Source organism: Solwaraspora sp. WMMD791 (assembly GCF_029581195.1).
Taxonomy (GTDB): Bacteria; Actinomycetota; Actinomycetes; order Mycobacteriales; family Micromonosporaceae; genus Micromonospora_E.
The window spans coordinates 1086621-1112925 of sequence record NZ_CP120737.1 but is presented as its reverse complement, the minus strand read 5'-3'; the positions used below and the strand labels follow the sequence as shown (position 1 = coordinate 1112925).

Sequence of the window (26305 nt, the reverse complement as noted above, 5' to 3'; positions counted from 1 at the left end):
GCACTCACCGCCATGACTACCTGACAGTAACCGGTGGTGGTTCCGCTGAGAGCGTGACGACCTTCCGCGCGGCTCCGCCGGCCGGCACAGTGGCCGGTATGCGGTTGCTGATGCTGGGCGGTACGGGGTTCGTCGGCCGGTGCGTCGTCGAGGCGGCACTGGCCCGTGGCTGGGCGGTCACCGTGCTGCACCGGGGCCACCGGCCGGCGCCGGCCGGCACGCAGGTTGTCGTCGGCGACCGCAGCACCGTCGACGGCCTCGCCGGGCTGCGTACCGGTGACTGGGACCTGGCCGTCGACACCTGGTCGGGTGCGCCGTCGGTGGTCCGCGACGCGGCCCGGCTGCTGCGCGGCCGGGTCGGGCACTACACGTACGTGTCGAGCCGGTCGGTGTACGTGTTCGCGCCACCGGCCGGCGCCGACGAGGACGCCCCACTGGTCGACGCGTCTGCCGACGACGCCGACGACGGCGACTACGCCCGGGCCAAACGCGGCGGTGAACTGGCGGCGCTGGACGCGTTCGGCGACCGGGCGTTGCTGGCCCGCGCCGGGCTGATCCTCGGCCCGTACGAGGACGTCGGCCGGCTGCCGTGGTGGCTGACCCGTGTCGCCCGGGGCGGTCAGGTGCTCGCCCCCGGCCCACCCGACCTGCCGTTGCAGTACGTCGACGCCCGGGACCTGGCGTCCTGGGCGCTCGACGCGGCCGCTGCCGGCCGGTCCGGGCCGTACAACGTGGTCAGCCCGCCCGGTCACACCACGATGGGGGAGCTGCTGGCGGCCTGCGTACGGGTGACCGGGTCGCACGCCCGGCTGCGCTGGGTCGATCCGGCGGTGATCGCTGACGCCGGCATCGCGCCCTGGACGGAGCTGCCGGTCTGGCTGCCGCCGGGTGAGCTCCACGACGCGCTGCACCGTGGTGACGTGTCCCGGGCGGTCGCGACCGGCCTGCGCTGCCGGCCGGTCACCGACACCGTCGCCGACACCTGGGCCTGGCTGCGCGGCCTCGACGCTCTGCCGCCGCAGCGCACCGACCGCCCACCGGTCGGGCTCGACCCGCAGCGGGAGGCCGAGCTGCTGGCCCGCCTCGGTCCGATCTGATCGACCACCGACGTCGCTACCGGTCGCGCGGCTACTCCGCAGGTCCGAGGTCGCCGGTGCGGTGATGGCGGCGGCACAGCACCTGGTAGCGCACGTCGGCGTGGTCGACGGTGTCGCCGATGACGACCTGTTCGCCGTGGCGGGCCACCACCCCGTCGACGACCCGGGCGTTGAGCAGGCCCTGCCGGCCACACCAGCACAGCACCTCGACCTGGATGCGGCACACCTCGTCGGCGAGTTCGAACAGTCGCTGCGCGGCCGGGAACAACGTCGACCGGAAGTCGCTGGCCAGGCCGAAGGCGAACACGTCGACGTCGTAGCCGTCCACCAGGTCGGCCATCTGCTCCACCTGGGCGACGGTGTAGAAACAGGCCTCGTCGCAGATGAGGTAGTCGACGCGGGTGCCGTCGGCCCAGCGGCCCCGCACCAGCGCCACCAGATCGAGGTCGTCGGTGACCTCGATCGCCGAGTGCGCCAGGCCGATCCGGGTGGTGACCTGCGGGCCCATCGACCGGTCGTTGCGGGTCAGCACCAGGCCCCGGCGGCCCTGCCGGGCGTGGTTGTGGTCCATCTGCAGGGCCAGGGTCGACTTGCCGCAGTCCATCGGCCCCCAGAAGAACTTCAACGCCGCGCCGTGGCGCAGCCGCCCGTCACCGGCGGCGAGGCAGGCGGTCGCCAACGCGGACTGTTCGCCACTGGCCGGCCCGGACACCACCCGCAGACTGTCGTCGGTCACGACCGGGCAGCTTACTAGCCGTTACCTGGCAGGTGGCGACCCCCGCCCACTGGCGACCGGCAACCGCCGACCGCGCAAGCGAAAGCAATGTCGGACCACTGTGGCAGGATCTGCCGCCATGTTCCCCCGCACCTGGACCCTCACCCACATCGAACGTGTCATCCGCTCCGCCTGGTCCGCCGACACCTGCGATCCGGCTGATCTGGCCGACTGGCACACCGGCAACCCGGCGCGCGGCCAGTGCGGCGTCACCGCCCTGGTGCTGCACGACCTGCTCGGCGGTGACCTGCTGCGCGGCGAGGTGCACGCCGACGGGCGGCGTACCGGCCACCACTGGTGGAACCGGCTCGGCGTGGTCGAGATCGACCTGACCCGTGACCAGTTCGGGCCGCACGAGCAGATCACCGCCGGCGAGGTCGTGGCCCGGCCGGAGGGTCCGCCGGTGCGGTGCCGCGACCAGTACGAGACGCTGCGTACCCGGGTGTTGCGCCAGCTCGGCGCCGACACGGCGGTGGCGGCCGGCAGATAGCATGCCCGCCGACGCAGCACGACGATGGCACCGGTCCTGACCGGGAAAGGACGACACCCACCGTGAATGGACCGGTACGGCTCGCCGTCGACCTGGGTACCACGCACACCGTCGCCACGGTCCGCCGTGGCGACGAGCCGCCCCGGACGCTGCTGTTCGACGGGTCGCCGCTGTTGGCGTCCGGGGTCTTCGTCGACGCCGTCGGCACCATCCACACCGGACGTGACGCGCAGCGGTTGGCCGCCGGGGAGCCGCAGCGGTTCGAGCCGCACCCGAAACGGCACATCGACGACGGCGCGGTGCTGCTGGGCGACCGGGAGCTGCCGGTGGCGCAGCTGCTGGCGGCGAGTCTGCGCCGGGTCGCCGGGGAGGCCGCGCTGGCCGGGGTGCATCCGGTCGGCGCGACCGTGCTGACCTGCCCGGCGGACTGGGGTACGCCCCGGCGGGACCTGCTGCGGGCGGCGGCCGACGCCGCCGGGCTGGGCCCGGTGCGGCTGCTGGACGAGCCGATCGCCGCGGCCACCTACTGCGTACGGGTCCTCGGGCAGCAGGTCCCACCCGGCGGTGCCCTGGCGGTGTTCGACTTCGGCGGCGGCACCCTGGACGTGGCGGTGGTCCGTAACGAGCCGGCCGGTGCCGGCCGGGTCGGCGGGCTGCGGGTGCTGGCCACCGGTGGCCTGGACGACCTGGGTGGTCTCGACGTCGACAACGCTCTCGTCGCGCATCTGGGTCAGCTGGTCTCGACCCGGGATCCGCAGCTGTGGGCCCGGTTGGACCGGCCGGTGACCGCCGCCGACCGCCGGGACCGGCACGCCTTCTGGGCCGAGGTGCGGGCGGCGAAGGAGATGTTGTCGCGGACCTCGGTGGCGCCGGTGACGGTGCCGGGCCGGGACGACCCGATGCATCTGACCCGGGAGGAACTGGACCGCATCGCCGGGCCGCTGGTCGACCGGGCTGTCGACGAGACCCGCCGGGTGCTGCAACTGGCCGGGGTGGCGCCGGCGGACCTCGCGGGGCTGCTGCTGGTCGGCGGGGCGAGCCGGATGCCGCTGGTCGCCAGCCGGTTGCACGCTCGGCTCGGCGTCGCCGCGTCCGTGCCGGAGCAGCCGGAACTGCCGGTGGCGTACGGGGCGCTGCACCACGATCCGGCGATGTCTGCGCCGGCACCGTCGACGGCCACCCCGTTCTTCGCGGCACCGTCCACCGGGGCGGCACCGACGTCACCGGGGCCGTACGGGCAGCCGGTGCGCCCGTACCCGTCGTCCGCCGGGCCGGTGGCGGCCGGACCGACGGACCCGTCGGATGCGCGGGCCGAGGGCCCGCGTCGGCGGGTCGGCCGGTGGGTCGCGGCGGTCGCCGCCGCCGTGGTGCTGACCCTCGTCGGCGTCATCGGGCTGACCAATGGTCGGCTACTGGACCGGATTCTCGACCGCGACGACGGCGCCGGTGACAGCACCGGCACCGGCCTGTTCGGCGGGTTCCTCGGCGGCGACCCGGCCGTCGGCGCCGGCCTGACCCCGACCCATGAGGTCACGTTGCCGGCCGGCACGATCGCCTCGACGGTCACCGTCGCCGGTGACCTGGCGGTGTACGCGGCCGTGCGGGTCGGCGCGACCACCGTCACCGCCGTCCCGGCCGGTGGCGGTGACCCGGTCTGGAACGTCGACCTGGACGTCGAACCGACCGAGGTGGCCCTGACCGCCGTCGGCGGGCTGCTCGTCGTCGACGCGGCCGACTCGGCCACCGACTCCGGCGACGACATGCGGGTCGTCCTCGACGCCACCGACGGCACCGTCAAGTGGAAACGCAGCTGGGAGACCTTCACCGACGTGGTGTACGTCGGCACCGACGTGGTCGTGGAGGTCCGCGACGGCATCTTCGACAACGCGGTCGCCCGGGTCGACCTGACCACCGGTGAGCAGCGGTGGCGCCGCGAGGCGCCCGACGACGACCTGCTGATCATCGACGCCGAACGGATCCGGCCGGTCAGCGTCTGGACCGACGGTGCCACCGTGCCCGACGGCGCCGGGCTGCTGCCCGCCGCCGAACACGCCCTGGCCGACAACCGGCACGCCGCCGCGGAGCGGGTCGTGGAGCTCAACGAGGGCAGCGGCCGGGGTGTCGTCCTGGACGCCGGCGACGGCCGGCCGGTCAGCGACGGTGACCTGCCGTTGGACCACGAACGGTGGACGGTCTACGACGGGCTGGCCATCGGCAAGCTCTCCGACGACGCCTCGCCGGGGCGCGCCGTGCTGGCCGCCTACGACCTGGACGGGTTCACCAAGAAGTGGGAGGTGCCGTTCGCCGGTGCCGACACCATCGAACGGGTCAAGGCGTGCGGCCCGCGACTGGTGTGCGTGGCGGTCGAAGGCACCGCGTACCGGACGGTCGCGGTGCGCACCACCGACGGCACCGAGGCGTGGAAACGGACCACCGACTCCGGCGTTGACGCCAACTGGTACGCCGGCCCCGACGCGCTGCTCTTCGGTGACCAGACGTTCGACACCGTCGACGACTTCGTACTGCTCTCCTTCGACGACGGTACGGAGGTCGTACCGGCCGGTGATCATGGTTCGGCCGCCGCGACCGGTGCCGGCCGGGCGGCGGTGGTGAGCATCCGGGTCGACGTGACCACCAGCACGGCCGTGCCGCAGGTCGCCGTCTGGGACACGGCGACCGGCCGCCGCAGCGCCGCCGTCGACGTCGGCGCGGACCTGGAGACCGCCGGGGTGCAGCGGGTGGTGCTCGACGGTGACACCGTCGCCGTGGTCACCGCCGACCATCAGGTACGGGTGCTGACCGTCCCCGCCGACCTGGGCTGACCTTGCCGCGCCGGGGGTGAACCGCCGCGGCAGGTGGGTGACCGCCGCCGCGCTGCTGGTCGCCGCCGCCGTCGGGGTGACGTCGGCGGCGTTGCGCGGCACCGGTTCGGCGGTGGCCCGAGCGCCGGGGTGGGTCGAGGTCGGTACCGGAACCGGTGTGGCGCTCGGCGACCACCAGTCCATCGATCTGGACACCGGGCAGCTCGGCGGTGAGCACCTGGCCGGCGCGGATCTTCTGCTGTCCCAGCGGCGTGACCGGTGAGCACACCGTGCGCCGGTGCCTGGACGCGGCGCCGCAGACCTGGGACGGCAATACGCGGTGGGAGCTGCGTGACCGGGCCGCCGGGGCGGGACCGGCAGGCTGATCGTGCTGATCCCGGCCGGCTCCGACCCGGCCGGGTCGAAGGCTGCGGTGCGGCCGGGCATACTGGGGCGTTGCCGCTCAACGGCAGGTACGGGGGAGAGCCGGATGACGATCGAGCTTGCGGAGATCGAGGCGGCGGCGCGGCGGATCGCCGGGCACGTCGTACGGACCCCGACGGTGCCCAGCCCGGGGCTGTCGGACCTGCTCGGTGTGCCGGTGACGGCGAAGCTGGAGTTGCTGCAGCGTACCGGGTCGTTCAAGGCGCGGGGTGCGGCGGCGAAGCTGCTGACTCTCGACGACGCGCAGCGCGCCGCCGGTGTGGTGGCGGTCAGCGGCGGCAACCACGGCATCGCCGTGGCGGTGATGGCGCAGGCCCTGGACGTGAAGGCCACCGTGGTGATGCCGACGAGCGCGCCGGCGCGGGCCACCGAGATCGCCCGCGACGCCGGGGCGACGGTCCGGCTGGTCGACGGCATGGGCGCGGCGTTCGACCTGATGGACCGGCTGCGGTCCGAGGGGCTGACGCTGGTGCACCCGTTCGACGACCCGGTCGTGGTCGCCGGACAGGGCACCGTCGGTCTGGAGTTCGCCGACGACGCGTTCGGCGCTGAGGCCGACGGCGCAGCCGGCGCCGACCCGGCGACCGCGCCGACCGACGTGCTGGTCAGCATCGGCGGCGGGGCGTTGATCTCCGGAGTGGCGGCCGCGTTGCACGCCCGCGCGCCGGGCACCCGGATCTGGGGCGTGGAGACCAACGGCGCGCAGGCGATGGCGCAGGCCCGCGCGGCCGGTGCCCCGGTGCCGGTGGAGCTGTCGTCGATCGTGACCACGCTGAGCGCGCCGATGGTGTCCCAGCTGACCCTCGACCACGTGTCGACGCTGGTCACCGACGTGCTGGTGGTTTCCGACGCCGAAGCGGTGCGGGGCAGCGTGGAGCTGGCCGAGCACGCCAAGGTGTGGGCGGAGCCGGCCGCCGGCTGCCTGCTGCCGGCGGCCCGCCGGGTGGTCGACCAGGTCGGCCCGCACGCCCGGATCGGCCTGGTGCTGTGTGGCGGCAACGTGACCGTGGCCGACCTGACCGGCTGGGCCGCTGGCTTCAACGTGCGCTGACGACCCAGCCGTGCGCGCTGACCGGTTCAGGCCGGCGCCGGCCGCCCCGCCAGGTCCACCAACGGGTCGTCGGCCGTGGCCGGCTGGCCGGGCGGGGACACGACGGCGTGGGCGACGACGGCACCGACCGGTACGGCGATCAGCGCCATTCCCGGCAGGACGGAGACGCCGTCCGCCGGGTAGCCGGTGCCGGCCAGGACGAACAGCGCCGACGGGACGGGCATCAGCAGCAACGCGGCGACGAAGATCACCGGTGGGGCGGCCAGCGCGGACAAAACGCTCGCCGTCCACCACATGCCTGCCGGGCGGTTCCGGTCCCGCAGCACGCCGATGACGGTCATCGCCAGCGGCACCGTCAACAGGACCGCGAACACCGGGACGGTGCTGTCCGCGCCGTTGCCGAGATAGACGCCCAGCCCTGCCAGGGTCACCGTGGGTGCCACCAGCAGGGCCACCGCCGCCGGGCGCGGCAGCCGGTCACGTCGGGCGGCGAGCGCGGCGACGGCGGCGAGCACCGCGAATCCGACCGCCACGGCGACGGTGCCGGCGGGCAGCCCGACGGGCAGGAACGCGTGGTTGACCGTCGGGGTGCCCTGGGCGAACAGCACGGGTGCGCAGGCCGCGCTGGCGATGGCCGCCGTACCGAGGCGCAGCCGCAACCGTCGGGTCCCGGCGGGGGTGGCCGGGCCGGGGTGGCCGGTGAGCAGCCAGCTCGCGCCGACGGCGAGCGCTCCCACGACGAGCGGCAGCCGCAGGTCCGGGTCGGTCCGGCCGATCACGCTGTCTGCGACGAGCAGCATCCCGGTCAGCGCGCCGGCACCGTACCCGGCGCGTCGCCGGTGCGCGGTGGCCGCCAGCAGCGCCAACCCGGTGAGCACGATGGCGGCCCACCGCAGCTCGGCGACCCACACGTAGATCTCGCCGTCGCCGCCGGGCATCGGGGCCCGGCGGGACACTGCGGGCATCGCCGGGGTGAGCACCGCGACGGCGTACGCCCAGAAGGTGACCGCCGCGGTGAGCAGGGCGACACCGGCGGCGAGGACCGGGGCCGGCAGCGCCGCGCGGGCCGGCGCCGCGGTGTGTCCGTCGGCCGCCGCAGCGGCGGCGTCGACCGGGGGCCGGTGTCGCGCCGCCGCCCAGCCGTAGGCCACCACCAGCGTGCCCAGTGGGACCAGCGGAACCACGAACCAGCCGACCGACGACAGCACCTGGTCGGTGCCGGGCATCGCCAGCGAAGCGACCCAGGCGGCGGGAAGCGCGGCGGCCACCGCCGCAGCGGGAACACCGCAGACGGCCAGCGCGATCCCCCGGCCACGCCGTGTGTTCGCGGCCTGCCGGGCGGCACCGACCGCCAGGGCGGCCGTCGCGGCCGTCCACCCGAGCACGGCCACCGTCGACGCGGCCAGCGACGGCGCGTACGGGCTGGGCAGCGAACCGAGGACGAACGCGACGGCGACGGGCACGGCGGCGTACGCGGCGGACCCGGCCGGACCGAACCGCCCGGTGTGTGCCGCCGCCATCGGTAGCCGCCGGCCGAGTGCACGCCCGGCCATCAGGCAGAACACCACCATGAGTACGGCGTCGACCGCCCCGGCGGGCAGCGGCTGGCCCGGGTCGCCGAACGACATCCCGGACACCTGCTCCAGCAGCAGGTTGGCCGGGGCCAGTGTGCCGAAGGCGACCACCGCTGTGCCGATGAGCAGCAGCGCCGCTGCGGGCCGCAGCACGGCGTCGGGTCCGGGCCGGTCGTCCCGCCACCCGTGGGGTACGTCGTCGATGGCCGGCGACACGCAGGCCAGGCTGACCGCGAACCGGAGGCGTTCGACGTGCCGGCCCTGCTGTGCCAGCCAGACGAGTTCGGCGTGCCACTGGGCGAGCATGTCGGCGCGTACGTCGGCCGGCCAGCGTCGCGCGGCGATCCGCAGGCACCAGTCGGTGAGGGCGGTCATGCCGGCCGTACCTTGGTGGTGGGCTGTTGTGCCTTGGCGAGTTGCCGGCGCAGCGCGGTGATTTCTGCGGTGGCGGCTTCGGCGCCGTCGGCGGTGAGCCGGTAGTAGCGCCGGGCGGGACGTCCGGCGGCGACCGGGTCGATCTGCTCCCAGGCCGCCTCGACCCAGCCGGCCTTCTGCAGCCGGTGCAGGATCGGATACAGGGTGCCGCTGGGGTAGCCGGTGGCCCGCATCAGGTCGGTGCCGTACCGGTCGGTGTCGGGCTGCTCCAGCAGTGCGGCGAGCACCGTGACCACAGCCGTGGTGGTGCGTACGGGGGTTATCACGGCATGGAACCTAGCCGACCCTCCGTTTTTTCGCTACATAGGGTCGGGTGATCACCCCGGCAGCACCAGGGGTCAGTTTGTCGGCCAGTTGCGCAGCAGGGCGTCGAGCGCGTCCAGGGCGCGCGACCAGCTTTCCTGCGGATCGGGGTCACTGTGGTCGAATCCGCCGCTGGTTTCCAGGCTGACGTAGCCGTGGATGGCGCCGCCGATCAGCCGTACGGCATGGGTCTGCTCCGGTTCGGGCAGCTGGTATCCGCGCAGCACCGCGCGGAGCAACCGGCTGTGCCGACCTCCGGCGCTGGCCGCGGCGGTGGTCGGGTCGAGTCGCAGCCTGGCCGCGGCGTAACGACCAGGGTGTTCGCGGGCGTAGTCACGGTAGACGTCGGCGATGGCGGTCAAGGCCTGCTTGCCGGAGCGCCCGGCGGCGGCGTCGGTGGCCCGGTCGGCGAGCTCGGTCAGGGCGAGCAGGGCGATCCGGGTCCTGAGGTCGTGGCCGCTGCGGACGTGTGAGTACAGGCTGGCGACGGTGACGCCGAAGCGACGGGCCAGTGCGGAGACGGTGACCTGGTCGAACCCGACCTCATCGGCCAGCTCCGCACCGGCTGTGGTCACCTTCTCGGTGTTCAACCCCGCACGTGGCACCGCGACGTCTCCTCTCGCACCGTATCCATGACACATTATCCATTTGCCTAATGCCTTTAGGCAAAACTAGCCTGCCCGGTATGACCCCACTGAGTGAGCGGGAGATCCGTGCCGCGTTCGTGAACTGCACCAAGGGCGAGACGAAGCGCCTGCACGTCCCGCGTGATCTGGCCGGCCGGCCGTGGCCGGAGCTGGACTTCCTCGGCTGGCGTGACCCGCAGTCGCCCGAGCGGGCCTACCTCGTCACCGAGCTGGGGCAGCGACCGGTGGCGGTGGCGCTGCGCTGCCCCACGCCGTCGACCACCCAGCGGCGGCGCAGCATGTGCTCGATCTGCCTGACCGCGCCGGTGTCCGGGGTGTCGCTGATGGTCGCGGCGAAGGCGGGCAGGTCGGGGCAGGCCGGCAACTCGGTCGGCACCTATCTGTGCAGCGACCTGTCCTGCTCGCTGTACGTACGGGGCAGGAAGGACGCCGGCGCGGGCGCGCGGCTGCACGAGTCGCTCACCCTGGAGGAGAAGGTCGCCCGGACCGTGGCGAACGTCGCGGCGTTCATCGCCAAGGTCACCGGCTGAATCGCTGCCGGGTCAGCCGGCGACCTCGACGTCGTCGTGCCGGTGGGTGGCGTCGCCGCCGTCCGGGGCGGCGGCACGACGACGCTGGTGGGTGGCGTCGCCGCCGTCCGGGGCGGCGGCACGACGACGCTGGTGGGACAGGACGACGTGGTGATGGGCCCCGGCATGGCCGGCCGGGTCGGTGTGCACGGTCGCCGACCGCAGCCTCGGTACGGCGTGGGTGAGCTGGTGTTCGGCGTCGGCGGCCACCTCGTGCGCGGCGATCAGGGTCAGATCCGCGTCGACCACGAGGTCCGCTTCGGCGTGCAGCCGGTGGCCGATCCAGCGCAGCCGTACCGCCGTGACGTCGCGGACGCCGGGCACCGCGCGCAGGGACGTTTCGGCGGTGTCGACCAGGTCGGGGTCGACCGCGTCCATCAGCCGCCGGTACACCTCGCGGGCCGCGTCACGCAGCACGTATCCGATCGCGACGGTGATGGCGAGTCCGACCAGCGGGTCGGCCCACTGCCAGCCGGCCGCCGCGCCTCCGGCGGCGGCGACCACCGCCAGCGAGGTGAACCCGTCGGTACGGGCGTGCAGACCGTCGGCGACCAGCGCGGCCGAGCCGATGCGTCGGCCGACGCGGATCCGGTAGCGGGCGACGAGTTCGTTGCCCGCGAAGCCGACGACGCCGGCGGCGGCCACCCACGGCACGTGGCTCATCGGCGCCGGGTCGATCAGCCGGTCGACGGCGGTCCAACCGGCGGCGATCGCCGAACCGGCGATGACGGCCACGATGACGATGCCGGCGACGTCCTCGGCGCGGCCGTACCCGTAGGTGTAGGCGCGGGTGGCGGCGCGGCGGCCGATCAGGAACGCGATCGCGAGGGGTACGGCGGTGAGCGCGTCGGCGACGTTGTGCAGGGTGTCGCCGAGCAGCGCCACCGAGCCGGAGGCGATGACGATGACGGCCTGGGCTGCGGCGGTGGCGGCGAGAATCGCCAGGGAGATCCACAGGGCACGGAGTCCGTCGCGCGACGATTCGAGGGAGTCGTCGACCTTGCTGGCGGTGTCGTGGGAGTGCGGAGTCAGCTGGTGCCGCACCCGTCGCCACCAGCCGTGCCGTGCCGCATGCGGATGGGTGTGCGGATGGTGGTGGTGGCCGTGCTGGTCGTGGTCGTGCGCCATGTCGGGTTCACCTCTGTCACTCGCCGCTGTGCCGGGTGGCGGTGCGGGCCACCAGGTCGGCAGAATAGGTGCCCATGTACGCACGCGACAACGCTGCAGGTGCCACAGCTGGGCAGCAGCCACCCACCGGCGCGCAGATCGACACGGCGGTGACCGCGTTGCGGATGCTCGCCGACCCCACCCGGCTGCGTCTGCTGTGGCAGCTGCGCGAGGGCGAGCACGACGTCGGCACCCTCGCGGCGGCGGTCGGCGCCGCCCGGCCCGCCGTGTCGCAGCACCTGGCGAAACTGCTGCTCGCCGGCCTGGTGGCCAGCCGCCGCGACGGCCGGCGGGTGTTCTACCGGGCGCGCGGCGGCCACGTGCGCCGACTGGTCGCCGAGGCGCTGTACGCCGCTGACCACCACATCACCGGCGCTCCCGACCACGACTGATCCGCGCATCGCCGACAGAGCCGGAAAAGAAGTGTCGCCGCGTGTGGACGGCTCGCTAGCATCCCGGACCGTGGACGACATGCGCTGGCGCGACCCGCAGTGGCTGGACCAGGTGCGGGACTGGATCGACGCCCGACTCGGCGAGCTCGCGATGACCCGGACCGGTCCGGTCGACCAGCCGCACGTCTACCCCTGGTCGACCGTGCTGCGCGTACCGACCGACGCCGGGGACGTCTGGTTCAAGGCCAACGCCGAGGCGCTGCGCCACGAAGCCGCCGTCGTGACCCGGCTCGCCGCCCGCCGGCCCGACGCGGTGCCGCCGCCGCTGGCCGCCGACACCGCCGCCGGCTGGATGCTGATGGCCGACGCCGGGGAGACGCTGCGGGTGGTGAGCCAGCGCGAGCGCAGCCTGGACCGGTGGTACGCCGTGCTGCCGCTGTACGCCGGAGTCCAGCTCGACCTGGCCGACGACGTCGACGACCTGCTCGCCCTCGGGGTGCCCGACCGGCGGCTGGCCACCTTGCCGCAGGCATACGAACGGATCGTCGACGCCGTCGGCGCCGAACCACGTTTCCGCGACGCGGTGCCGATGGTGGCCAGCCTGTGCGCCGAGCTCGCCGCGTACGGTTTGCCGGAGCTGCTGCAGCACGACGACCTGCACGACGCGCAGGTCTTCGTCCGCGACGGCCGCCACCTGCTGATGGACTGGGGCGACGCCTGCGTGTCGCACCCGTTCTTCACCCTGTCGGTCACCCTCGACGGTGTGCTGGCCTGGGGGCTCGACGACGTACCGAACTCGGTCGACACCACACCGTTCCGCGACGCCTACCTGGCCCCGTACGCCGACCGGTTCGGCGGCGACCTGGTGGCCGCCGCCCGGCTGGCGTCACGCCTGGGCTGGGTCTGCCGGGCGGTCAACGGGCACGTACCCGGCGACGACAAGCAGACGCTGACCCGGCTACGGATGTTCCTCGACGGCCGACCGTAGCCGGCGCGGCCGACCACCGCTGGTCCCGCGTCAGCGACAAAACGAGGAGTACACTTCGACGAAACGTACTCCTCGTTCTTGGAGGTCGTCCTGATCGCGAAACCGTCCCGGATCTTCGACCGTGACTTCGAGTGGCGGCAGCTCACCGCGTTCCTCGCCCGATCAGGTCCGCAGCTGGGGGTGGTCAGCGGCCGACGCCGGCAGGGCAAGACGTACCTTTTGGAGGCCTTGACCCGGCAGACCAACGGGCTCTACTTCGGTGCCACTCAGGCGACGTCGGCCGAGTCGTTGCGCCTGTTCACCCAGGCGTTGAGCAACTGGCTGGGCGTCGCGGCCCCCATCCGGTTCGACAGCTGGGACGAGGCTGTCACCTACCTGTGCACCCTCCGTGACCGGCCCGGCCCTGTCGTCCTGGACGAGTTTCCCTACCTGAGCAAGGTCGAGCCGGCGCTGCCGTCGATCCTGCAGCGGGAAATCGACCGAGCCGTGTCGGACGACCGGTCGCTGTCGCTGTTGCTGTGCGGGTCGGCGATGTCGGTCATGGGCGGGCTGCTCGCCGGGTCCGCCCCGCTGCGCGGTCGGGCCAGCCTGGAACTCGTCGTCCAGCCTTTCGACCATGTGCTCACCGCCCGGTTCTGGGGGCTGACCGATCCGAAGCTCGCCGTCGCGCACCACGCAGTGGTCGGCGGCACCCCGGCGTACCGGCGGTTCGTTGGTGACGACGCGCCGCGCGACCTCGGCGACTTCGACGACTGGCTGATCCGGACCGTGCTCAGCCCGGCCACCCCGTTGTTCCGGGAGGCGCGGTACCTGCTGGAGGAGGAGGCCGACGTCCGGGACACCGCGCTGTACCACTCGGTGCTGGCCGCCGTCGCCACCGGCAACAACACCCGGGGCGGTATCGCCGGCTACATCGGCCGTAAAGCGGCCGACATCGGCCACCACCTCAACGTCCTCGAGGACACCCACCTGCTGGTACGGGAACCGGACGTGTTCCGGTCCGGACGGACGGTATACCGGATCGCGGAGCCGTTGATCACGTTCTACCAGGTGATCATGCGACCGCAGTGGGGGCTGCTGGAAAGCGGCCGGGCCGAGCTGGTGTGGCGCGACGCCCGGTCCCGGCTCGCCGCCCAGGTGATCGGCCCACACTTCGAACGGCTGTGCCGGGCGTACGCCCTGACCGCGCCGCCGGAACTGTTCGGCGCGCTGCCCGGTGAGGTCGGCGCCGGCGTCGTCACCGACCCGCAGCGACGTCGGCAGATCGAGGTGGACGTCGCCGTGTTCGCCCCGGCGGTCCCCGGGGAGCAGCGCCGCCTGCTCGGCCTGGGCGAGGCGAAGTGGGGCGAGGTGATGGGGGCACGCCACGTCGACCGGCTGCGCCGGGCCCGTGACCTGCTCGCCGCCCGTGGCTACGACACCCGGGACACCGTGCTGACCTGCTTCAGCGGGGCCGGGTTCGAACCGGGCCTGACCGACAGCGGCGAACCCGTCCGTACGGTCGGCCTCGACGACATGTACCCGCTACCGTCCACGACGCCGTGACGGTCAGGTGAGCGGGGACGTCAGGTGAACGCCCCGAAGGTCGACTCCACGTGGTGGTCGCGGCCGATCTCGCCGAGTTGCGCGGACCGGTCAGCGGAGTCGTCGAGCTGCCGCACCGGCTGCACTGGCAGCCCGACCGCCGGGTCGACCTCTCGGCAATCCCGCGCTGCTGCGGTGGATGTACGAGACCGTGCTGGTCGAGGCGGTCACCTCGGTCGAGCTGGCCACCTGGCTACACGGCCCGACCCTGGTCCGGCTCTGGCCCGATCTGTGGGTCCCGCGCGGCGTCCGACACGCCTGGGAAGAACGGCACCCGCGGCTGCGTACCACCGACCAGCCCGCCGCCGCGTGACGTCGGAGGAGTTCCAGGCCGAGGTGGCGAGGCTGGCGCTCGCCGTCGCCCGGCGACACACCGCGATCTAGTGCCGTGTCAGGGAACGTTTGCCTCGTGACGCGCCGTGCGGGTGCTGGTCCGGGCGGTGGGGTGCCGCCAGGCTGTCCGGGTGGGAGAGCGAGTACGCGTCCGTGAGATCGACGACGACGAGGGCCAGCGCCTGTTGCGGATCATCCGTAGAGGCACCGGCTCGGTGGTGACCTGGCGACGGGCTCAGATGGTGTTGCTGTCCGCGCAGGGCATGCCAGTGGGGAAGATCGCGGAGGTGACGTTCACCAGCGCGGACCGGGTCCGCGACGTGATCCACAACTTCAACGCTGACGGCTTCGACTCGCTCTACCCGAGGTACAAGGGTGGCCGGCCGCGGACGTTCACCCTGCCGGAACGGCGTGAGATCAAGAAGATCGCCAAGTCCAAGCCGGCCGAGCACGGTCTGCCGTTCTCGACCTGGAGTCTGGCCAAGCTGGCCGACTTCCTGGTCGCTGAGGGGGTGGTCGACGACATCAGCCACGAGGGCCTACGGGTCCTGCTCCGCGAGGAGGGCGTGTCCTTTCAACGGGTGAAGACCTGGAAGACCTCCCGCGACCCCGACTACGCCGCCAAGAAGGCCCGCGTCGAGCACCTCTACGCGATCGCCGACGACGAGGTCGTACCCGAGGCCGGTGAGCCCGACGTCATCTTCTGCCTGGACGAGTTCGGCCCGTTGAATCTGCAGCCCCACCCTGGACGGCAGTGGGCCGAACGCGGCGGACGGCACAAGGACCCCGAGCGTGGGCCCAGGCCCCGCCGACGGGCGACATACAACCGCCCATACGGCGTCCGCCACCTGTTCGCCGCCTACGACCTGGGCGCGGACAAGCTCTACGGCCACATCAAGCCGACGAAGCACCGGACACGGTTCCTGGAGTTCTGCCGCTACCTGCGCGGCCTGCACCCGCCGCGGACCCGAATCGCGATCGTCCTCGACAACTACTCCCCGCACCTGAGCACGAAGAAGGACACCCGTGTCGGCGACTGGGCCGCCGCGAACAACGTCGAGTTCGCCTACACGCCGACCAACAGTTCCTGGCTCAACCGCATCGAGGCCCAGTTCACCGCCCTGCGCTACTTCACCCTCGACGGCACCGACCACACCAGCCACGCCGAGCAGGGCAGCATGATCCGCCGCTACATCATCTGGCGGAACAAGCACGCCGCCGACGAACGCCTACGCGAGGTAGTCAACAGGGCCAACGTTGCCTGACGCGGCACTAGAAGGATTTGGCCGGTATACCAACCACGGTTCTTCTAGATCTACAGGGCGTCGCCACTGCGGCGAGCGGTGCCGGAACCCGTTGCTCCCGGAAGATCAGCAGCGCGCAGATCATCCACGCCCAGGTGGTGCCGCTTGTGGACCGGGCGCTGATCACGATGTCACCGGCCCGGTGCGGGAAGCCGGTCCATCGGATTCGGCTTCCCGCTTCGTCGGGTCAGTCGGCGTGGGCGCGCAGGGCGGCGATGAACCATTCCATCGCCGGCACCTGCGGCGGGGCGGCCGGCCAGCCGTTGAGGATGCCCAGCAGTTGCCAGTAGCGCTCCACCCGCCGGTCGGTGAACGTCTCGGTCTGCGCGGCGAGGCGCAGCCGGTCCGGGCCGGTCAGGTCGGCGCCGACGATCCGGTCCAGGATCTGCCGGGCCTCGGTGGACTCCGGTGCGAGGCCGGCCTGCAGCGCCGCGCCGCCCTGCGCGACCACCTGGGCCGGGTCGAACGGCGGCTGTGCCGACGGCTGCTGCGCGCCGGTGACCGCCATCTCGCGGACCCGCTGCTGGAACTGCTCGTCGCTGACCAGTTCGGCCAGTTCCACCCAGGCGTCGATCTGCTCGCGGGTGGGGTCGGCCGGCAACTCGGCCGGCAGTTGCCGCATCATCGTGGCGATGTGCGCGCCCGGGGCCTGCGGATCCACCCCGTCGAACGACTGGGCGACGAAGTCGTCGATCAGCCGCTGCCGCTGCTGGGCGGTGAGGTTGGCGAGTTTGTGCATGAGTCTCAACTCCTCTGTCGTACTGTCCCGTTCGGCGATCGACCGCAGCACCGCCCGCCGTAGCTGCAGCGTGCGGATCTCCGTGTCCAGCGCCGCCGCGTGCACCTTGGCCACGTCGGCGACGCTGGTCTGCCGCTGCAGCACCTGTCGTACCGTGTCAAGGTCCAGCCCCAGCTGCCGCAGGGTGTGCACCAGGTCCAGCCGGGCCACCGCCGCCACGTCGTAGAGCCGGTAGCCTGCGGCGCTACGGCCGGCCGGGGTGATCACGTCCTGATCGGACCAGAACCGGATGGTGCGTACCGACAGGCCGGTACGGCGGGCGAGCTGACCGATGGTGATCAGCTCGGTGCGGTCGTTCATGGCTTCAGCGTGCACCTTCCAGCGGGTGGAGACTCAAGCCGGGACGCTGACGGATCAGCGGAAGCAGTCGTCGACGCCTGGCCCGGCTACGTACGAGCCATGGTGTCGGCGGCGTCGGCCAGGACGCGGCGGGTAGCGGCGGTGCCGGTGTGGCCGGCGTCGCCGATGACGTGCAGCCGCGCGTCGGGCCACGCCTGCGCGATCTCCCACGGGGTGATCGCCGGCCCGCTGATGTCGGCCCGCCCGTGGATCAGCACTCCGGGGATGCCGGCGAGTTTCGGCACGTCACGCAGGATCTCACCGTCGGCGAGGAACGCGCCGTTGCCGAAGTAGTGCGCGCAGATCCGGGTCATGGTGAGCCGCTGCCGCAGCTCACCGGCGGAGTACGCGCCCGGGTTGCCGTTGTGCTCCTCGGAGATCAGCGCGTCCTCCCAGGCGCACCATTCGTCGGCGGCCCGCTGACGTACCGCCGGGTCGGGGTCGGCGAGCAGCTGGCCGTAGCGCAGCAGCACCGGCTCGATCTGCGGCGCGGTGTCGGTCGGCAGCCGGTAGCCGGGCAGGCCGGCGTGGGCGATGAACCGCTGCCACGCTTCGGGGAAGAACCGGCCGGCACCCCGGTACAGCCAGTCGACCTCGGACCGGCGGGTCATGGTGACCGCGACGAGGATCATGCCGCGGACCCGGTCGGGGTGGTTGGTCGCGTACGCCAGGGCGAGCGTCGCGCCCCAGGATCCGCCGTACACGACCCAGCGGTCGATGCCGAGGTGGGTGCGCAACCGTTCGATGTCGGCGACGAGGTGGGCGGTGGTGTTGGCGCCCAGGTCGGTGGCCGGGTCGGCGGCCGACGGAGTGCTGCGGCCGCAGTTGCGCTGGTCGAACAGGACGACCCGGAAGCGTTCGGGGTCGAGCGCGTCGCGGTGCCGGCGCGTGCATCCGCTGCCGGGCCCGCCGTGCAACACAACCACGGGTACGCCGTCGGGGTTGCCGCAGACCTCCCAGTAGACCTGGTGGCCGTCGCCGACATCGAGCATCCCGGTGTCGTACGGCTCGGTCATGACGTACTCCTCCTCGTGGGGGCCGGCAGGGGCGTCGGCGATGCTGTGGGCATGGAGTACGTGTCCAGAGTGCCGCGACCGCCGCTGGACGGGCTGATCGACGATCTTTACCACCTGGAGGGTATGCCGCCGTACGCCCGGTTGACGCTGCCGCCCACGCCGGCGGCGTTGCTCATCGTCAACCTCGGGGCGCCGTTGCGCATCCGCGCCGGCACCGACATCGCAACGGCCGAGTACGCCGACGGCTGCGTGATCACCACGCCCACCCGCGCGTACGACTTCGGCTACCCGGTCCGGACCCGGTCGGTCGGCGTGCATTTCAAGCCGTGGGGGCTGGCGCCGTTCCTGCCGATGCCGGCGGCCGAGCTGTGTGACCGGCCGGTGACGCTGGAACAGGTGTGGGGCCGGCCCGCCGTCGCCGTACTGCGGGACCGGCTGGCTGCGGCGGACGGACCGGACGAGATGCTGACGCTGCTGGAGGAGGAGCTGACGCGACGGCTGCGTGCGACCGCCGGCCTGGGGCTGGTCCGTCACACCAGCGGCGTCATCACGGGGACCCGTGGGGCGGTCGCGATCGGCGACCTGAGTACGGCGACCGGTGTGAGCAGCACTCATCTGGCGCGGCGGTTCAAGGAGATCGTCGGTGTCACGCCGAAGCGGCTGGCCCGTACCTCCCGCTTCGCCGCCACCGTGTTCGCGATCGACCCGGCCGGACCGGTCGACTGGGCCGAGCTCGCCAGCGGGGCGGGCTACTTCGACCAGGCGCATTTCGGCCACGAGTTCCGGGCGTTCACCGGGCTCACGCCGACCCGGTACGTCGAGGTGCGGCGGCGGTTCCTGCGCGAACATCCCGGCCATGTGCTGGACAGCTGGCCGCTGCCGGCGGATTGATTTTCTACAAGAACGGCAGCTCACGGCGCGCTAGCGTGATGCCTCCTGACGTAGAGGAGAGCCTCGTGGGCACGGTGGTGATGTACGGCTCGGTGTCGGTGGACGGCTTCATCGCCGACGTCAAGGACCAGCCCGGACCGCTGTTCGACTGGCTGTCCAGCGGTGACGTCCCGTTGGACGACAGCGGCGCGTTGACGGTGTCGCGGACCTCCTACGACTACGTCCGGCCGTACTGGGACCAGATCGGGGTGACGATCGTCGGCCGCCACGTCTTCGACATGACGGACGGCTGGGACGGCACGCCGCCGGCCGGGGTCGAGCATGTGGTCGTCGTGACGCACCGTCCGGCGCCTAAGGGCTGGGACCCGGAGGCGCCGTTTCACTTCGTCGACGGTGTCGAGGCGGCCGTCGCCACGGCGCAGGAGCTTGCCGGCGACCGCCTGGTCGAGGTCGCCGCCGGCGACGTCGGCGGCCAAGTGCTCGCCGCCGGCCTGGTCGACGAGGTACGCATGGACGTCGTACCCGTCGTGTTCGGGTCCGGCAAGCGCTTCTTCGGGTCGGTCGACACACAGCACCTCCTGGACGATCCTGACGTGATCATTCAGGGCAACCGGGTGCTGCACCTGCGCTATCGGCTGCGCCGCCCGTCGGCCTGAGCGGCAGCACAAGTCACGGCGGCAGGTGGGCGGTGGTGGCGAACTCGACCAGTTCGAGGCCGTCGCCGGTGGCGACGTAGCGGGTGATCGACGCGTTGGCGACCGGCGTGGCCGCGATGATCGCGTCGAGTTCGGTGAACGGCAGGCCGTCGAGGAGGTGGCGGGCCGCGATGACCACCGCGTCGTGGGCGACGATCAGGACGCGCCGGCCGGCGTGGTCGCGGTCGAGCTCGGCCAGGACGGCCTTGACGCGCGCGACGACGTCGTCGAACGTTTCACCGCCCGGCGGGCGGTAGGCGTACGGTCCGTCGGCGGCGAGCCGGGCGGCTTCGGCTGGGAACCGCTGGGTGATCATCAGCGGGGTGAGTAGTTCGAGGTCACCCATCAGCCGGTCGCACAACCGTGCGTCGACGACCGCCTCCGGGCAGGGCACGCCGAGCGCGGCGGCGGTGCCGGCCACGCGGGTCCAGGTCTGACGGGCCCGCAGGTACGGGGAGCAGACGACCACGTCGGGCCGCTGGTCGGCGGGTCGGGTGGCGAGCCAGGTGCCGAGGTGGGTGGCCTGCTGCCAGCCGAGCGGGGTCAGCTCGATGTCGGCGTCGCGGCCGGTGAGGCCGTGGTCGGCCACACCACGGGCGCGGGCGTCGGCGAAGGCCGCGTTCGCGGCGCTCTGCCCGTGGCGGACGATGGTCAGCTCTGCGACGGTGTCCATCTGTCGATTGTGTCGGTGGGCGCGTGATCCTATGGTCCCGGCACCGGCCGGTCTGTCCTGACCGCCGGTGATCGGGTCACCGGCGGTCAGGGCGGGAGCAGCTTCCCCGGGCAGCCCCGGAGCAGGTTCGCGGTCGTGGTGGCTGACGATGCTCAGATGCCGCAGCTCGGCGCGGACCAGGACCGGCTCGGGGTGGCACCCAGGTGGGTGTGGTCGTTGTGGCCGGGGTAGCCGGGGCCGAGGATGTTGCTGAAGCCGTGGTAGCGGGCCTGCTGGGCGAGCCGACAGAACGAGGGCGAGCCGACCAGGTCGACGCCGTCGCCGTACAGGTGTCGGCTGTTGGAGGCGCCGCCGACGGCGCTGTTGCAGGAGTAGCTGCGGAAGCCGCTGCTGATCTGGAGCGGTACGTTGCCGAGCGCGCGCCGCATGGCCTGGAGCTTCCACATCGACACGAGAGCGTTGAACTTGGCGGTGCTGGCGGACACCGCGCCGCCGGACCAGTTGCTGTTGCAATTGTTCATTTCGGCGTAGCTGAAGTTGACCGGCGTGCAGTCGTTGTCCTGGAGTTCGTAGAGCTTGTTGAAGGTCTGTGGACCGGCGACGCCGTCGGCGGACAGGCCGTAGGCCTGCTGGAAGCGGAGCACGGCGGAGCGGGTGGCGGGACCGTACGACCCGTCGAGGGCGAGCACCGCGCCGTAGTCCGGGTAACCCGATACGCGGATCTGCAGCTGCCGTACGTCGTCGCCGGTCATCCCCTGGGAGAGGCTGCGCCCCCAGGTGTAGCAGCCGTCGGCGTGGGCGGCGCTTCCGGTGGTGACGACGCCCGCGAGGGCGGTGGCGGCGACGACGGCGCAGGCGACGAGCATTCGGCCGGCCCGGTGGAGAGCAGTCCTCATCGATCATTCCCATCGACAGTTGACGATCAACTGCGAGATCATCACCCGTCGATCACACAGTGGTCAAGAGCCGCTACTTTCTGTCGTCTGTCCTCTGTGGTGGCCGCATTTTGCGACGAGTATGGTGGCCTGCTGACGTAACGTCCGGGACACGAAGACGCCACGGAAATCCTCGGTGTGGTGAGGATTCCCGTGGCGCGTGGAACGGGGTAGTGGTCCGGGGCAGATCAGGGTCGGGTCTTCACCGTGTCGACGAAGTGCTGCCAGGCGGCGGTGTCGAAGGTGAGGATTGGGCCGGTCTGGTCCTTGCTGTCGCGGACGGCGACGCGGTACGGGTGGCTGGCCACCTCGACACAGTCACCGTCGGCACCGGACCGGGTGGACTTACGCCAGACGCCGTCAGCCTTCATCGTCGTACTCCTTGGCGATCCGGGTGATGAACTCGGTCGATTCTAGCGGGGTGAGGCAGTGTTGCTTGAGTGACGACCAGATGCCCTCATAGGTCTCGATCTCGGTGGGTTTGTCGAGGTAGATGGCACCACACGGGCCGTCAGAGTAGACGGTGGTCGGCTCGGGCGGGCGGACGCTGACCTTGGGGAAGGTCAGAATGGAGAACGACCCGACCTCTGGCCTGCTGGGAAGTCCGGCGGCGAAGGTGAGAACCCGGACGGTCACGTTGTGGCGTTGGGTGGCGACGGCGGCGAGGTGCCGCAGTTGGCGCGCCATCGCGGCCCGATCCTTCGTCGGACAGCGAAGGGCTGCCTCGCCGATCACCACGTCGAGGTCGGGGGCCTGTGGGACGACGCGGGCGAGCAGCTTCTGCCGCTTGGACCGCACTTCGATGCGTGCCTGCTGCTGGGCCTGGCTCAGGTCGGGGTTTCCGGTGGTGATGATCTCCGTCATGTACTCCAGGGACTGGAGCAGACCGGGGATGACATTCGGCTCGTACTTGCGGATCGTCGAAGCGGCGGCTTCGAGGCCGACGTACAGCTTGAACCATTCTGTGATGGCGTGGTCGTAGGCGTGGTACCAGCCGCGTGACTTGGTCTCGCGGGCCAAATTGCGCATCGTCGTGATCGTTTCCGGGGGCGCGCCGTAGAGCCGGCACATCGCCTCGGCGTCGTTCGGGTGGATCGGCACCTGGCCGCCCTCGTAGCGCCAGATGCGCGGCGGCGACCATTCGAGTGCCTTGGCCGCTGCGGCGACCGTGACATGTGCGTCTTCGCGAAGCTCTCTCAGATATCGACCCAGTTGCCTGCGCGGGACAGTGCTGCCGGCGTCGTCCACGAAACCCCGTCCTCTCGTGTCGCGTAATGGTGGGTGGATGTTGGGTCCGAACCTACCGGTGCGAGATTGCGCTGAGCCAGATGGCGAATAAGCATGATGTGAAGGAAGAGTTCAGTGATCATGGAAAATGTGTTGCAAGAAGGGTTGACAAATGCGATTGAGGTCCACACGCGACGATCGGATACGGTTCGAGCCGCGACACGCCCGCAACTGGCGGCGACTCGGCCGGTACTGCCGCTGCGGAATACGCTGGCCCTGCCCCGACAGGTACCTGCCGTCGACCATCGCGCCGTACCTGCACAACACGCCGGCACCGCGCCCGAAGCCGACGGATCGGCCGTCGAACCAGTCGCCGCAGTGGGATCGCGGCCCCCGATGGAACCACCCCACCGCGTACGTGTGGGTCGCCGGCCTGTTGACGCGCGGACAGCGCGCCCGAGTGAACGGGGCACACTGATGCACATCGCGTCTCGCCCGCACTGGAATTGCCGCGAGTGCGGTACGGAATGGCCGTGCGAATCCGCGAAGATCGAGATCACCGCCGACTGGGCCAACGACCGGATCGGGATGTGCGTCTACCTCGCCACCCTCATGTACGAGGCGATCGACGACCTGCTGGAATGCGACGCCGAGCAGCTCAGCCCGCCAGACCTGTACCGCCGGTTTCTGCAGTGGCCCGACCAGATCCTCACCGCCGAAGCTACTGCTCTCCTGTCAGCGCGTCCCAGCGAGCCCTGACCGCAGCCGCCTCCTCGCCCCGACCGAGCCCGTCGAGGACGTCCGCCATGGTTCCCAGCGCCCCGGCAAGATCACGTACGTACGCCATCGGGATTTGCTGGAACAGCTTCTCGTAACGCTCGACTGACTCGGTCGCGGCGGTCAGCGCCTCGGGCAGCTCGTATTGGTGGGCTGCCCGCACCCAGGCTTCGGTCCAGAGCGATTTGGCGAGGTCGGGTTCGTAGGCGGCGGGGTTCACTTGGGCGAGCCGGCGGCGGATGGTGACGGCTTCGACGGTGGCGGTGAGGGCCTCGTCGCGTCGGCCCAGGTCCGACAGCATCATGCCGAGGTTGTTCAGCGACGTGGCGAGGTCGGGTTCGTAGGCGGCGGGGTTGACCGTGGCGAGCCGGCGGCGGATGGTGACGGCTTCGACGGTGGCGGTGAGGGCTTCGTCGCGTCGGCCCAGGTCCGACAGCCAGATGCCGAGGTTGTTCAGCGACGTGGCGAGGTTGGGTTCGTAGGCGGCGGGGTTGACCGTGGCGAGCCGGCGGCGGATGTCGGCGGCTTCGGTGGTGGCGGTGAGGGCTTCGTCGCGCCGGCCCAGGTTCGACAGCATCATGCCGAGGTTGTTCAGCGCCGTGGCGAGGTCGGGTTCGTAGGCGGCGGGGTTGACTGCGGCGAGCCGGCGGTAGATGTCGGCGGCTTCGGTGGTGGCGGTGAGGGCTTCGTCACGCCGGCCCAGGTTCGACAGGTCGACGGAGAGGTTGTTCAGCGATCCGGCGAGGTCGGGTTCGTAGGCGGCGGGGTTCACTTGGGCGAGCCGGCGGTAGATGTCGGCGGCTTCGGTGGTGGCGGTGAGGGCTTCGTCACGCCGGCCGAGGTCCGACAGTCGGATGCCGAGGTTGTTCAGCGATCCGGCGAGGTCGGGTTCGTAGGCGGCGGGGTTCACTTGGGCGAGCCGGCGGCGGATCGTGACGGCTTCGGTGGTGGCGGTGAGGGCTTCGTCGCGCCGACCCGCCTCCGACAACCGATTACCGAGGGTGCCAAGCAACCTCGCCCGCGTCGGTTCATCTGCGGTGGTCAGCCGATGCGATGTGAGTCGCTTGGTGATGCCGGCCTTGGCGATGGCCAGGCCGACATGCAGACCTTGCGGCAGATGCGGCTCGATTGCTTCCAGCACGGCAATGTCGAGTGCGTCGACGTCGGCGATCCGGGTCAGGACGGTGCCGCCAGCGGCGACCGCCAACTCGGGGCGCTGACGCAGCAGCGGGGAGAGAACCCGGGACGCGACGTGCGGCCAGCGGATCGCGGTCTCGACCAATACCGTCAACGCTGATGCGGACCAAGGCGGCTGACCAACGCCATCAGGGCCGATGCCGGTGATGAGCCTGGCGATCGCCCCACCGGCCCACGGATCGGTAGGGGAACCGGCCACCCCGTGCCCGGGCAGCCGAAGCGCGATGAAGTCCTCGCCGAGCCGGTCCGGATACAGCGGCTCCAGCACCTTGTCTGGCTCAGCCGGCGGGTAGCCGACTGCATGGTCGGTCAGGACCTGGTCGGTGGCGTCCGGTGCGCACACCCCGGCCACCGTTAACGCGGCCAGGCCGTCGTCGTAGTCGAGCGGCCGGGTCAACGTCGCCGTGCACACCGTACGGCTCAGCACCTGCGGGGTCGTGACGAAGCTGGCCCGCTGTTCGTGCAGCTTGTGCCAGTGGTCGACCTCGCGGCGCAGCAGGTAGGCCGACAGGTCCCGATCGCCGGTCGGTGCGGTCCGCTGGCGCGCGGCGGCGTCGACCGCGACCAGCGCCGCCATGTGGATCACCAGGATCTGCCGGTACGCCTCCCCGGTGGCCAGGTCGGCGGGCGGCTGGATCGAGCCGCCGTCGATGCCGTACGCGAAGGCGAACCGGTCGGCGGCCTCGGCGAAGATCCGCTGTCGGTTCGCGGGGCTGTCGGCGGCTGGGGTCAGCGCGGTGACGTCGGCCGCGTACCCGAGGGTCGTCAGATCGTGCTGATGCGGCCACAGGGTCGACTCTGGGCGGGCGAGTAGCAGCAGCCGGGTCGGCACACCCTGGCGCAGTAGCCGGTCCTTGAGCAGGTCTCGCAGATCTTCGGCGGGCCAGCGTTCGGCGTAGTCGACGATCACCATCAGGCCACGCCCGGTTGCCTCGGTGGCCTCGGGCGGGTCGTCGGCGGCGAGTTGGCTACGGTGCCGGGCGACCGCGACCGCCCAGCCGGCGGCGATGCTGTCCGCGCCGAACTGGGCCGCGAGCCGGGTCTTGCCCTGCCCGCCCGGCCCGTGCAGCAGCCGTACCGCCACCCCGCGCGCCGGGTCGTCCCGCCAGGCGGCCAGCTCGGCGCGGTCGGCGTCGCGCAGGGCGGTGAACGGCACCACCTGGTTGTTGGCGGCGAGCAACATGCTCGGCTGGTCGACCAACGTACGCGGGTCCGGTGGCCGTGGCGGCTGCCACCGCTCCACCCGGTAGGCCGCCCGCTGCTTGTAGATGGTGATGTGCTGGTCACCGGCGGCCTGGATCACCTGCCCGTGGCCGCTAGCCTCGCCGTGCAAGTGGGTGTCGGGTCGCGTCACCGCTCGGTGATGTGCTGGTCACGGCCGGCCTGGTAGACGCAGCCGCTGTCCCTGGCGGTGGCGGTCATCGTGATGCTGCCGACCTGCTGCTGGTCGGCGGGCGGCAGCAGGGGAGTGAGGGTGTCGTCGAGGAGGCTACGCAGCTCGGCGGCGAACGCCGGATCCTGGCGGATCAGCCGCTGCAGCTTGCGCTGCCAATCGTCGACCAGGCCCTGCTCGGTGTCGGTGTCACCGTCGCGGCGAGCGATCAGGACCTCGTCGCGTACCTCGACCAGCTCGGCGGCGACGGCGTCGGCCTGCTGTGGGCGTACCCGCCGCCACAGCGCGACCGCCCCGTCGCGGGCCTTCTCCCACGCGTCGGTCGCGATCGCCTGGATCAACGCGGCACCGGTCGCGGCCGCGATCGGGTCGATGTCCACCATGCCCGCCACTCCGTCCGTCCGAGGTG

At 71.9% G+C, this 26305-nt stretch carries 26 protein-coding genes and 1 pseudogene; 14 read left to right on the top strand and 13 right to left on the bottom strand.

Annotated elements, in window-relative coordinates:
- The first annotated feature begins 98 nt into the window (after positions 1-98).
- On the top strand, positions 99-1097 hold the full coding sequence (locus O7623_RS04705) for a reductase (protein ID WP_282229308.1): 999 nt from the start codon (positions 99-101) through the stop codon (positions 1095-1097).
- A gap of 31 nt (positions 1098-1128) precedes the next feature.
- Here O7623_RS04705 and O7623_RS04700 read toward each other — a convergent pair whose 3' ends face one another.
- On the bottom strand, positions 1129-1776 hold the full coding sequence (locus O7623_RS04700; protein ID WP_282229307.1) for a thymidine kinase: 648 nt from the start codon (positions 1774-1776) through the stop codon (positions 1129-1131).
- 175 nt (positions 1777-1951) lie between these two features.
- Here O7623_RS04700 and O7623_RS04695 point away from each other — a divergent pair, with 175 nt between their 5' ends.
- The 4 genes from O7623_RS04695 (at position 1952) to O7623_RS04680 (ending at position 6658) form a co-directional block, all read left to right on the top strand.
- Positions 1952-2362: a hypothetical protein gene (locus tag O7623_RS04695; RefSeq protein WP_282227362.1), complete on the top strand. Its 411-nt coding sequence runs from the start codon at positions 1952-1954 to the stop codon at positions 2360-2362.
- A 62-nt stretch (positions 2363-2424) separates the two neighbouring features.
- On the top strand, positions 2425-5184 hold the full coding sequence (locus O7623_RS04690; RefSeq protein ID WP_282227361.1) for an Hsp70 family protein: 2760 nt from the start codon (positions 2425-2427) through the stop codon (positions 5182-5184).
- Positions 5185-5221: 37 nt separating this feature from the next.
- Complete coding sequence (locus tag O7623_RS04685; protein WP_282227360.1) at positions 5222-5446, top strand: hypothetical protein; 225 nt, start codon at positions 5222-5224, stop codon at positions 5444-5446.
- A 207-nt stretch (positions 5447-5653) separates the two neighbouring features.
- Positions 5654-6658, top strand: a complete 1005-nt coding sequence (locus O7623_RS04680; protein WP_282227359.1) for a threonine/serine dehydratase — start codon at positions 5654-5656, stop codon at positions 6656-6658.
- Between the two features lie 26 nt (positions 6659-6684).
- Here the strand turns inward: O7623_RS04680 and O7623_RS04675 are convergent, their stop codons facing one another.
- The 3 genes from O7623_RS04675 to O7623_RS04665 all read right to left on the bottom strand — a co-directional run bounded on the left by O7623_RS04675 (position 6685) and on the right by O7623_RS04665 (position 9575).
- Complete coding sequence (locus O7623_RS04675) at positions 6685-8607, bottom strand: hypothetical protein (protein WP_282227358.1); 1923 nt, start codon at positions 8605-8607, stop codon at positions 6685-6687.
- Entirely contained in the window at positions 8604-8933 is a 330-nt protein-coding gene (locus O7623_RS04670; protein WP_282227357.1) for a helix-turn-helix transcriptional regulator, read from the bottom strand. The genes O7623_RS04675 and O7623_RS04670 overlap by 4 nt, the downstream gene beginning before the upstream one ends.
- Positions 8934-9005: 72 nt before the next feature.
- Positions 9006-9575, bottom strand: coding sequence for a TetR/AcrR family transcriptional regulator (locus O7623_RS04665; protein WP_282227356.1), 570 nt, complete (start codon positions 9573-9575; stop codon positions 9006-9008).
- Between the two features lie 80 nt (positions 9576-9655).
- On the opposite strand from O7623_RS04665, the gene O7623_RS04660 reads away from it, so the two are divergent.
- Positions 9656-10147, top strand: a complete 492-nt coding sequence (locus tag O7623_RS04660) for an FBP domain-containing protein (RefSeq protein ID WP_282227355.1) — start codon at positions 9656-9658, stop codon at positions 10145-10147.
- Positions 10148-10159: 12 nt separating this feature from the next.
- On the opposite strand, the gene O7623_RS04655 is transcribed toward O7623_RS04660, so the two are convergent.
- Positions 10160-11314 (bottom strand): cation diffusion facilitator family transporter, encoded by a 1155-nt coding sequence (locus O7623_RS04655; protein WP_282227354.1) that lies wholly within the window; start codon positions 11312-11314, stop codon positions 10160-10162.
- Between the two features lie 74 nt (positions 11315-11388).
- Between O7623_RS04655 and O7623_RS04650 the strand changes: the two genes are divergently transcribed.
- The 5 genes and pseudogenes from O7623_RS04650 to O7623_RS04630 all read left to right on the top strand — a co-directional run bounded on the left by O7623_RS04650 (position 11389) and on the right by O7623_RS04630 (position 15915).
- Positions 11389-11745 (top strand): metalloregulator ArsR/SmtB family transcription factor, encoded by a 357-nt coding sequence (locus O7623_RS04650; protein WP_282227353.1) that lies wholly within the window; start codon positions 11389-11391, stop codon positions 11743-11745.
- Between the two features lie 70 nt (positions 11746-11815).
- Positions 11816-12733, top strand: a complete 918-nt coding sequence (locus tag O7623_RS04645; RefSeq protein ID WP_282227352.1) for a hypothetical protein — start codon at positions 11816-11818, stop codon at positions 12731-12733.
- Positions 12734-12811: 78 nt separating this feature from the next.
- Positions 12812-14278, top strand: coding sequence for an ATP-binding protein (locus O7623_RS04640; protein WP_282227351.1), 1467 nt, complete (start codon positions 12812-12814; stop codon positions 14276-14278).
- A gap of 50 nt (positions 14279-14328) precedes the next feature.
- A pseudogene (locus O7623_RS04635) lies at positions 14329-14630 on the top strand (hypothetical protein).
- Positions 14631-14781: 151 nt separating this feature from the next.
- Entirely contained in the window at positions 14782-15915 is a 1134-nt protein-coding gene (locus tag O7623_RS04630; RefSeq protein ID WP_282226533.1) for an IS630 family transposase, read from the top strand.
- 226 nt (positions 15916-16141) lie between these two features.
- Here O7623_RS04630 and O7623_RS04625 read toward each other — a convergent pair whose 3' ends face one another.
- Both O7623_RS04625 and pip read right to left on the bottom strand, forming a co-directional pair.
- Positions 16142-17053 (bottom strand): MerR family transcriptional regulator, encoded by a 912-nt coding sequence (locus O7623_RS04625; RefSeq protein ID WP_282227350.1) that lies wholly within the window; start codon positions 17051-17053, stop codon positions 16142-16144.
- An 86-nt stretch (positions 17054-17139) separates the two neighbouring features.
- The gene (pip, locus tag O7623_RS04620; RefSeq protein ID WP_282227349.1) at positions 17140-18108 is read right to left on the bottom strand and encodes a prolyl aminopeptidase; all 969 of its coding nucleotides are present in this window, start codon (positions 18106-18108) and stop codon (positions 17140-17142) included.
- A 51-nt stretch (positions 18109-18159) separates the two neighbouring features.
- On the opposite strand from pip, the gene O7623_RS04615 reads away from it, so the two are divergent.
- Both O7623_RS04615 and O7623_RS04610 read left to right on the top strand, forming a co-directional pair.
- Positions 18160-18999 (top strand): helix-turn-helix domain-containing protein, encoded by an 840-nt coding sequence (locus O7623_RS04615; protein ID WP_282227348.1) that lies wholly within the window; start codon positions 18160-18162, stop codon positions 18997-18999.
- Between the two features lie 65 nt (positions 19000-19064).
- Complete coding sequence (locus O7623_RS04610) at positions 19065-19655, top strand: dihydrofolate reductase family protein (RefSeq protein WP_282227347.1); 591 nt, start codon at positions 19065-19067, stop codon at positions 19653-19655.
- A 13-nt stretch (positions 19656-19668) separates the two neighbouring features.
- On the opposite strand, the gene O7623_RS04605 is transcribed toward O7623_RS04610, so the two are convergent.
- The 4 genes from O7623_RS04605 to O7623_RS04590 all read right to left on the bottom strand — a co-directional run bounded on the left by O7623_RS04605 (position 19669) and on the right by O7623_RS04590 (position 22550).
- The gene (locus O7623_RS04605; RefSeq protein WP_282227346.1) at positions 19669-20367 is read right to left on the bottom strand and encodes a histidine phosphatase family protein; all 699 of its coding nucleotides are present in this window, start codon (positions 20365-20367) and stop codon (positions 19669-19671) included.
- Positions 20368-20519: 152 nt separating this feature from the next.
- Positions 20520-21263, bottom strand: coding sequence for a D-Ala-D-Ala carboxypeptidase family metallohydrolase (locus O7623_RS04600; protein WP_282227345.1), 744 nt, complete (start codon positions 21261-21263; stop codon positions 20520-20522).
- Positions 21264-21490: 227 nt separating this feature from the next.
- Entirely contained in the window at positions 21491-21673 is a 183-nt protein-coding gene (locus O7623_RS04595) for a DUF397 domain-containing protein (RefSeq protein ID WP_282227344.1), read from the bottom strand.
- Positions 21663-22550: a helix-turn-helix transcriptional regulator gene (locus O7623_RS04590; RefSeq protein WP_282227343.1), complete on the bottom strand. Its 888-nt coding sequence runs from the start codon at positions 22548-22550 to the stop codon at positions 21663-21665. The genes O7623_RS04595 and O7623_RS04590 overlap by 11 nt, the downstream gene beginning before the upstream one ends.
- Before the next feature lie 456 nt (positions 22551-23006).
- Here O7623_RS04590 and O7623_RS04585 point away from each other — a divergent pair, with 456 nt between their 5' ends.
- Positions 23007-23288 (top strand): flavin reductase, encoded by a 282-nt coding sequence (locus O7623_RS04585; protein ID WP_282227342.1) that lies wholly within the window; start codon positions 23007-23009, stop codon positions 23286-23288.
- Here the strand turns inward: O7623_RS04585 and O7623_RS04580 are convergent.
- Positions 23251-25857, bottom strand: a complete 2607-nt coding sequence (locus tag O7623_RS04580) for a tetratricopeptide repeat protein (RefSeq protein WP_282227341.1) — start codon at positions 25855-25857, stop codon at positions 23251-23253. The two genes, O7623_RS04585 and O7623_RS04580, sit on opposite strands and share 38 nt — an antisense overlap.
- Positions 25854-26279, bottom strand: coding sequence for a hypothetical protein (locus O7623_RS04575; RefSeq protein ID WP_282227340.1), 426 nt, complete (start codon positions 26277-26279; stop codon positions 25854-25856). The genes O7623_RS04580 and O7623_RS04575 overlap by 4 nt, the downstream gene beginning before the upstream one ends.
- Positions 26280-26305: the final 26 nt, after the last annotated feature.